The sequence below is a fragment of the Delftia tsuruhatensis NBRC 16741 genome (genome assembly GCF_001571325.1).
Taxonomy (GTDB): domain Bacteria; phylum Pseudomonadota; class Gammaproteobacteria; order Burkholderiales; family Burkholderiaceae_C; genus Comamonas; species Comamonas tsuruhatensis.
Genome location: NZ_BCTO01000055.1, coordinates 1 through 8,788 on the forward strand (window position 1 = coordinate 1; position 8,788 = coordinate 8,788).

The window sequence follows — 8,788 nt, forward strand, 5'->3', positions numbered from 1 at the left end:
CGGCGAAGCCGCTCAGGGGGTGCTTAACGGTTAGCGTTAGCGTCCGCCACCGTCAGCGCCGTCATGTTGACGATGCGGCGCACCGTCGTGCTCGGCGTGAGGATGTGCACGGGACGGGCGGCGCCCAGCAGCACGGGGCCGATGGCAATGCCGCCGCCAGCGGCCTGCTTGAGCAGGTTGTAGCTGATGTTGGCCGCGTCGATGTTGGGCATGACCAGCAGGTTGGCATTGCCCAGCAGCGTGCTGTTGGGCATGAGCTGGGCGCGGGCCTTGCCGTCCAGGGCCACGTCGCCGTGCATCTCGCCGTCCACTTCCAGCCAGGGGGCCTGCTCGCGCAGCAGCTCCAGGGTCTGGCGCATCTTGACGGCGCTGGGCTGGTTGCTGGAGCCGTAGTTGGAGTGCGACAGCAGGGCGGCCTTGGGCTTGACGCCGAAGCGCATCATTTCCTCGGCGGCCATGATGGTGATCTCGGCCAGCTGCTCGGCCGTGGGGTCGTAGTTGACGTGGGTGTCCACCAGGAAGACCTGGCGGTCGGGCAGCAGCAGGCCGTTCATGCAGGCATAGGTCTGCACGCCGGCGCGGCGGCCGATCACCTGGTCCACGTACTGCAGGTGGTGCGATGTCTGGCCCCAGGTGCCGGTGATCAGGCCGTCCACTTCGCCCTTGTGCAGCAGCATGGAGCCGATCAGGGTCAGGCGGCGGCGCATCTCGATCCTGGCGATGGGCACGGTGATGCCCTTGCGCTCGGTCATGCGGTGGTAGGTCTGCCAGAAGTCGCGGTAGCGCTCGTCGTGCTCGACGTTGACCACGTCGTAGTCCTGGCCCTCCTTCAGGCGCAGGCCGAACTTCTCGATGCGCTGGGCAATGATGGCCGGGCGACCGATCAGCGTGGGGCGCGCAATGCGCTCGTCCACCACGATCTGCGCGGCGCGCAGGATGCGCTCTTCCTCGCCTTCGGCATAGGCCACGCGCTTCTTGGTGGCCTTCTTGGCCGTGGCGAACAGCGGCTTCATCATCGTGCCCGAGGCGTAGACGAAGGTCTGCAGATGGGCGCGGTAGGCATCCATGTCCTGGATCGGGCGCTGGGCCACGCCGCATTCGGCGGCAGCCTGGGCCACGGCCGAGGCGATCTTCATCATCAGGCGCGGATCGAAGGGCTTGGGGATCAGGTACTCAGGACCGAAGCTCAGCTGCTCGCCCACGTAGGCTGCCGCCACTTCCTCGCTCTGCTCGGCCTGGGCCAGTTCGGCGATGGCGTGGACGGTGGCGATTTCCATCTCGGTGGTGATGGTGGTCGCGCCGCAGTCCAGCGCACCGCGGAAGATGTACGGGAAGCACAGGACGTTGTTGACCTGGTTGGGATAGTCCGAGCGGCCCGTGGCGATGATGGCGTCGCTGCGCACGGCCTTGACATCTTCGGGAACGATTTCGGGGTTGGGATTGGCCAGAGCGAAGATCACCGGGCGCGCGGCCATCTTGACCACCATGTCCTGCTTGAGCACGCCGCCAGCGGACAGGCCCAGGAAGACGTCGGCGCCTTCGATGACCTGGCCCAGGGTGCGCAGCTCGGTGGCGCGTGCGAACTGGGCCTTGTCCTCGTCCATCAGTTCGGTGCGGCCTTCGTAGACCACGCCGGCCAGGTCGGTGACGAACACGTTCTCCCGGCGCAGGCCGACCTTGAGCAGCAGGTTCAGGCAGGCCAGGGCGGCAGCGCCCGCGCCCGAGGCGACGAGCCGGACCTCCTCGATCTTCTTGCCCGCGACCTTGAGCGCGTTGACCATGGCCGCAGCCACGGTGATGGCCGTGCCGTGCTGGTCATCGTGGAAGACGGGGATCTTCAGGCGGCGGCGCAGTTCGCGCTCCACGAAGAAGCACTCGGGCGCCTTGATGTCTTCCAGGTTGATGGCGCCGAAGGTGGGCTCCAGCGCGGCGATCACGTCGACCAGCTTTTGCGGGTCCTTCTCGTTGATCTCGATGTCGAAGACGTCCACGCCCGCGAACTTCTTGAACAGGACGGCCTTGCCTTCCATCACCGGCTTGGAGGCCAGCGCGCCGATGTCGCCCAGTCCCAGCACGGCCGTGCCGTTGGAGATCACGGCCACCAGGTTGCCGCGCGCCGTGTACTTGAAGGCGGCGGCCGGGTCCTTGACGATCTCTTCGCAGGGCGCTGCCACGCCGGGCGAGTAGGCCAGGGCCAGGTCATGCTGGTTGGCCATGGGCTTGGTCGGCACGATGGTCAACTTGCCGGGCTTGGGAAACTCGTGGTATTCGAGTGCGGCACGGCGCAGCTGGGCACGTTTATCGGAAGGGGTCGGGGCCGTGTTGTCGGACATCAAGCGTCTCCAGCGAAGGCATGGCCAACGCACGCGCGGATCAGCCCGCGTGCCGTCGGCCGAGGTAGGGGGGAACCGATTGTAGGCCGACAGGCAATAGCCGGGCCCTGCTGTGAAACTGTTGTGATGCCTGGTTGCCCAATGTCCTGCGGCGGCGGCGGTCTTTGCTTGCGCGGCGCCGCAAAGCCGGGCAATCAGATGGCGTCCATCAGATGGCGTCCAGCGGAAACACCGGGCGGCTGACCCGGGCGAACGGAAAGCGCGAATAGTCCGAGGTGGTCACGCCGGGGCTGTCGCACTCGACCAGGCCGGCCGACAGCGGCACGAAGACGGGCCGGCAGTACATGCGCGACTTGAGCAGCACGAAGCGAAAGCGCGTCGGGTCCATGCCCACGCAGTGGAACACGCCCAGGTCCCAGGGCTCGTGCGTCTGCTCGGTGATCACGATCTGCGCTGCGCCCGTGTCCAGGCAGACCGTGCGGCCCATGTGGCAGCGCTGGCCGGTGTAGATGGGGCCGCTGACCGTGTAGGCGCCGTCGCTGACGGCGCGCACCGTGCCGCGCAGCCGCAGCGGCTGCTTGTGCAGGCCGATGCGTTCCAGCGAGACCTTGTTGCCCAGCGCGATCTCCACCTCGGCGCCTTCGCCGGCCGCCGTGAGCGAGGCAACCGCTTCGGGGTCGCACAGCGGGCCCACGGCAATGCCTGACAGGCCCAGCTCCAGCGCGGTCTGCAGCACGTCCATGGTGTCGCAGGTGCCGCCGGACATGCAGTTGTCGCCATGGTCGAGCAGCAGCACGGGGCGGTCGGCGCCGTCGGCCAGGGCCTGGGCGCGGCGCAGCGAATCGGCCAGCGGCTCGCTGCGGTAGACGAAGTCGGCGCGGCGCTGCCAGATCCGGGCGGCCAGCGCGTCCACGCTCGCCTGGGTGGCCGCGCGCTCGTCGGTCCTGCAGGTGGCGACCACGCTCACGCAGGGCGCGGCGATGTCGGCCAGCGAGAAGCCGCCGAACACCGAGACCGCGGGCAGGCCCTCCGCTTCCAGGGCGCGCGCTGCGTTCACGGCGTCCAGCATGGGGCCGTCCAGCGTGGTGCTGCGCAGCGTGTGGCTCATCAGGGGCAGGCGGTGCCAGCACACGGCGTAGCGCGCGCGGCCGGCCAGCATGTCCAGCAGCAGGCGGCCCGCGTGCTCGCCGGTCTCGTACATGTCGATGTGCGGATAGGTCTTGAAGCCCACCATCACATCGGCATTGCCCACCATTTTTTCGGTGATGTTGCCGTGCAGGTCCAGCGCCACGCCAACGGGCACGCCGGGCGCGGCGGCGCGCACGCGTTCGAGCAGGTCGCCTTCGCCGTCGGCGCTGTTCTCGGCCACCATGGCGCCGTGCAGGTCCAGCAAGATGGCATCGCAGCCCGGCGCGGCCGCCACGATGCGGTGCGTGAGTTCGTCATAGGCGGCCGCATGCACGGGGCCGCTGGGATTGGAGGTGGCCGATACCGGCGTGACCAGGGTGGCGCCCGCCGCCTCGGCCAGGTCGATGAAGGCGGCCATGGCCGTGCGCATGCCCTTGTTGGCCGAATAGGCCGCCTCGCCATAGGTGGGCGCAAACGCCTCGATGGGCGTGGGCACGGGCGAGAAGGTATTGGTCTCGTGGTTGAGCCGGGCGATCAGGATCTTCATGCCGGCACCCCGCCGTCCGCTGCCTGCACCACGCCCGCGGCCGCCAGCATGGCGCGCAGCAGCACGTTGCAGCCGGCCTCCAGGTGGGCGGGCTCGGCATCCTCGATCTCGTTGTGGCTGATGCCGTCGGCGCAGGGCACGAAGATCATGGCGGCAGGCGCCACGCGCGCCAGGTAGACGGCATCGTGGCCTGCGCCGCTGACCACGTCCATGGCGCTGTAGCCCAGGTCGGCGGCATTGGCGCGCACGGCCTCCACCAGGTGTGGCGTGAACGGCTGGGGCGGGAAGTAGACGACCTGCTCCACGCCAACGGTCACGCCATGCGCGGCCGCAATGCGCTCGCAGGCCGCGCGCAGTGCGGCATCCATGTCCAGCAACTGGCCGTCGTCCGGCGCGCGCAGGTCCACGCTGAGCTTGACGCCGCCCGGGATCACGTTGCGCGAGTTGGGAAACACCTCCAGCGATCCCACGGTGCCGCGCGCATGCGGCAGGCGGTCCAGGGCGATGCGGTTGACCTCGGCCACGATGCAGCTGGCGGCCAGCAGCGCGTCGTGGCGCAGCTCCATGGGCGTGGGGCCGGCGTGGGCCTCCATGCCCTGCACGCTGACGTCGTACCAGCGCTGGCCCAGCGCGGCGCTGACCACGCCGATCACGCGTTCATGGTTTTCCAGCACCGGGCCCTGCTCGATATGGGCTTCGAAATACGCGCCCACCGCAGGCGCCGGGCCGGCCGGCCCGGCATAGCCGATGGCGCGCAGCGCCTCGTCCACGCTCACGCCCTGGGCATCGCGCTGGGCCAGCGCATGCTCCAGCGTGAAGGCATTGACGAACACGCCCGAGCCCATCATCACGGGCACGAAGCGCGAGCCTTCCTCGTTGGTCCACACGGCCACCTCCACCGGGGCGCGCGTGCGCACGCCGCCATCGCCCAGCGTGCGCAGCACCTCCAGCCCGGCCAGCACGCCGTAGTTGCCGTCGAACTTGCCGCCCGTGGGCTGGGTGTCGATGTGGCTGCCCGTCATCACGGGCGGCAGCGCATCGTCCAGGCCCGCGCGCCGCGCGAAGATGTTGCCGATGGCATCGACGCGGATGCTGCAGCCAGCCTCGCGCGCCCACTGCACGAAGAGATCGCGCCCCTGGCGGTCCAGGTCCGTCAGCGCCAGGCGGCACACGCCGCCCTTGGGTGTGGCGCCTATGCGCGCCAGGTCCATCAGCGATTGCCACAGGCGGGCGCCGTCGGTGCGCAGCCCGGCCGCAACGGCGGCGGCTGCAAGAGGGGTACTGAGATCCATGAATGACTCCTGGGAATGCGAAAGGCGGTGGATCAGGCGATCCCTACGCCGAGATACCGGTCCTTGATGGCGTCATCGGCCAGGAAAGCGGCATTGCCTGCCTCGTGCGCAATCGCACCCTGTTCGATGATGTAGTGGCGGTCGGCCAGCTGGGTGCAGACCTCCAGGTTCTGCTCCACCAGCAAGATCGCCACGCCAGCGGCCTTGATGGTCTTGAGCTGGGCCACGATCTCCTCCACGATCACGGGCGCCAGGCCCTCGACGGGCTCGTCCAGCATGAGCAGGCGCGGCGCGTTCATCAGGGCGCGGCCTATGGCCAGCATCTGCTGCTCGCCGCCCGACAGCTGGCCGCCACCGTTGCCGCGCCGCTCCTTGAGGCGCGGGAAGATGCGGTAGATGTCTGCCAGCTGCCAGGGCGAGCGCTTGCGCTGGCCCAGCATCAGGTTCTCCTCCACCGTGAGCAGCTTGAAGATGCCGCGGTGCTCGGGCACCAGGCAGATGCCGCGCTGGGCCACCTGGTGCGTGGCCAGCCGGTGCACGGGCTCGCCGCCGAAGCGGATCTGCCCCTGCGAGGGCTGCATCACGCCTGCGATGGACTTGAGCGTGGTGGTCTTGCCCGCGCCGTTGCGGCCCAGCAGCGTGACCAGCTCGCCGTCCTGCACCTGCAGCGACACGCCCTGCAGCACATGGCTCTTGCCGTAGTGGGCGTGTATGCCCTCGACCGAAAGCAGGGGACCGCTCATGCCTTTCCTCCCGTGATCATGTTGCCCAGATAGGCGCTGCGCACACGCTCGTCGGCGCGGATCTCGTGGGGCAGGCCTTCGGCCAGCACGCGGCCCTGCTGCATGACGGTGATGGTGTCGGAGATGTCCATGACGATGTTCATGTTGTGCTCGATGAGGACCACGGTGTGCTCGTCCCTGAGGCCCTGGATCAGGCGCTTCATCTCGTCCAGGTCGTCGATGCCCATGCCCGAGGTCGGCTCGTCCAGGAAGATGGCCTTGGGCCGCGCGGCCAGGGCCATGCCCACCTCCAGCCGCCGCTGCTGGCCGTGCGAGAGGTTGCCGGCCGGCGTGTCCGCATGGCGCTCCAGGCCCAGGCGCGAGAGCACGCTGGCCACGGTGTCGGCCAGGGCGCGAGCACCCACGGGCGCGTTCCAGCAGTCCAGCGCCCTGGCGGGCGCCACGCCCTGGGCGGCCAGGCGCAGGTTCTCGCGCACGGGCAGGGTCAGGAACAGGCTGGTGACCTGAAAGGACCGTGCCATGCCACGCCGCACGCGGCGGTGGTCGGGCTCGCGCGTCACGTCGTGGCCGTCGAACACGATGCGCCCGCCGCTCACGCTCTTGGTGCCCGTGAGCATGTGGAACAGGGTGGTCTTGCCCGCGCCGTTGGGGCCGATCACCGAGTGCACGGTATGGGCGCGCACCTTGAGGTCCACGCCGCCCAGGGCGACGAACTTGTCATAGCGCTTCTCGACGCCCACGGCCTCGAGCAGGATGGGAGATGCTGCGGCGCTCATGCCTGGCCTCCTTTGGTTTCTGCAGCGGCCGCCGCGGCATCTGCCGGCCCTTTGCGGCGCACCAGGGCCCACAGGCTCTCGCCCAGGCCCCACAGGCCGCGCTGCAGGCCCAGGCTCACGATCATCAGCACCACGCCCAGCAGCAGCAGCCAGCGCGGCCACAGCGTGGACAGCCAGTCGCCCAGCAGCACGTAGAAGGCCGCGCCCAGCACCGAGGCCAGCAGGTTGCCCGTGCCGCCGATCACGGTCATCACCAGGATCATTTCGCTGGTGTGGTACTCGGCATTGGACAGCGGGGCGATGCCCGTCATCATGGCGTGCAGCGCGCCGGCCAGGCCCGTGACTGCGCCCGAGATCACGAAGGCCTGCAGCTTCAGCAGCCTCAGGTCGTAGCCCACGGCGGCGGCGCGCTCCTCGTTGTCGCGCACGGCCAGCAGCGTGCGGCCGAACATGGAGTCGCAGACGCGGCGCAGCAGCCAGAACACCACCAGAAAGAGCACGGCCACAAAGCCGTAGTACTGCCAGGGCGTGGCCAGCGGCCACAGCGTCTGGCCGGCCACCGCGAGGGCGGGGCGGGGCACATCGAGCAGGCCGTTGTCGCCGCCGGTGATGTCCGTGGCCGAGTAGGCGATGAAGTAGAACATCTGCGCAAACGCCAGGGTGAGCATCACGAAATAGGTGCCGCGCTGGCGTATGGCCACCCAGCCGACGATGGCCGCGCCCACGGCGCCCATGGCGGTGGCGGCCAGCAGGGCCAGCGGCATGGGCAGGGGCCAGCGTGTCAGCAGCAGGGCGATGGTGTAGCTGCCCAGCCCGAAGAAGATGCCCTGCCCGAAGGACAGCAGCCCCGTGTAGCCCAGCAGCAGATTGCAGCCCATGGCCGCGAGGCCGAAGATCAGCACTTCGCTGGCCAGCGAGCCCGACTGCATGCACAGCGGCATGGCCACCACGATGGCCAGCGCGAGAAGGAGATGGGAATGCCTGGTCATGGTCTTCATCCTTTGCGGCCCAGCAGGCCATGGGGTCGCAGCAGCAGCACGGCGGCCATGGCCACGTAGATCATCAGGCGCGCGCCCTCGGGCCACAGCGTGCTCATCACGCTTTGCACGATGCCGATCAGCAGGCCGCCGACCAGTGCGCCGCCGAAGCTGCCCAGCCCGCCCACGACCACGATCACGAAGGCCACGCCCAGCGCCTCCACGCCCATGAAGGGCTCGGCGCCGCGTATGGGCGCGGCCAGCACGCCGGCCAGCGCCGCCGTGGCGGCGCCCAGCGCGAACACCAGGCTGAAGATGCGCAGCACGTTCACGCCCAGCAGGGACACCATCTCGGTCGATTCGCTGCCCGCGCGCACCGCGCTGCCCAGCCGCGTGCCTTCCAGCAGCCACCACAGCAGCACGGCCAGCACGGCGGTGAAGCCGATCACGAACAGCCGGTACTTGGGATAGACGAAGCTGCCCCACATCACCACGCCCTGCAGCAGATCGGGCACGGCCACGCTGTCGCCCAGCGGGCCCCATTGCACGATCACCAGCTCCTGCACCACCAGGGCCAGGCCCACGGTGACGATGATGTGGAACTCATGCGCCTTGGCATACACATGGCGCAGCATGAGCTTTTCCACCAGCCAGCCCAGCGCGCCCACGGCCAGCGGCACCACGATCAGGGACAGCCAGAAGCTCATGCCCCAGCGCGTCATCTGGTAGCAGAAATAGGCGCCCAGCAGGTAGAAGGCACCGTGCGCGAAATTCACGAAACGCAGCAGGCCGAAAACGATGGACAGGCCCACGGCCAACAGGAAATACAGCATGCCTATGCCGATCCCGTTGATGGTCTGAAGCAGATAGATGCTCATACAGGGTCCGAAACGATGGACGAAGGAGGCGAAGTGCCCGGTGGCTCTGAAGCACGCCGGTCATGGTGCTGTGCCTATGAAACTGGCGCAGCCTAAGTGAGGGACACCGAGGAA

The 8,788-nt window shown here is 68.8% G+C and carries 7 protein-coding genes; all 7 read right to left on the reverse strand.

All coding sequences use genetic code 11. The features are described 5' to 3' along the window. Positions 1 to 23: 23 nt before the first annotated feature. Positions 24 to 2,333 (reverse strand): NADP-dependent malic enzyme, encoded by a 2,310-nt coding sequence (locus tag DTS01S_RS24085; RefSeq protein WP_016447231.1) that lies wholly within the window; start codon positions 2,331 to 2,333, stop codon positions 24 to 26. Between the two features lie 208 nt (positions 2,334 to 2,541). Next, a complete protein-coding gene (locus DTS01S_RS24090) occupies positions 2,542 to 4,008 on the reverse strand; it encodes a M81 family metallopeptidase (protein WP_016454206.1) in 1,467 nt (488 codons plus the stop codon). After that, entirely contained in the window at positions 4,005 to 5,300 is a 1,296-nt protein-coding gene (locus DTS01S_RS24095) for a Zn-dependent hydrolase (RefSeq protein WP_061289162.1), read from the reverse strand. Before DTS01S_RS24095 ends, DTS01S_RS24090 begins: the two co-directional genes overlap by 4 nt. 32 nt (positions 5,301 to 5,332) lie before the next feature. Beyond that, positions 5,333 to 6,043 (reverse strand): ABC transporter ATP-binding protein, encoded by a 711-nt coding sequence (locus DTS01S_RS24100; RefSeq protein ID WP_017404300.1) that lies wholly within the window; start codon positions 6,041 to 6,043, stop codon positions 5,333 to 5,335. Continuing rightward, positions 6,040 to 6,819, reverse strand: coding sequence for an ABC transporter ATP-binding protein (locus tag DTS01S_RS24105; RefSeq protein WP_012207823.1), 780 nt, complete (start codon positions 6,817 to 6,819; stop codon positions 6,040 to 6,042). The genes DTS01S_RS24100 and DTS01S_RS24105 overlap by 4 nt, the downstream gene beginning before the upstream one ends. Beyond that, positions 6,816 to 7,808: a branched-chain amino acid ABC transporter permease gene (locus DTS01S_RS24110; protein ID WP_026062103.1), complete on the reverse strand. Its 993-nt coding sequence runs from the start codon at positions 7,806 to 7,808 to the stop codon at positions 6,816 to 6,818. The genes DTS01S_RS24105 and DTS01S_RS24110 overlap by 4 nt, the downstream gene beginning before the upstream one ends. Positions 7,809 to 7,813: 5 nt before the next feature. Continuing rightward, positions 7,814 to 8,674: a branched-chain amino acid ABC transporter permease gene (locus DTS01S_RS24115; protein ID WP_016447227.1), complete on the reverse strand. Its 861-nt coding sequence runs from the start codon at positions 8,672 to 8,674 to the stop codon at positions 7,814 to 7,816. Positions 8,675 to 8,788: the final 114 nt, after the last annotated feature.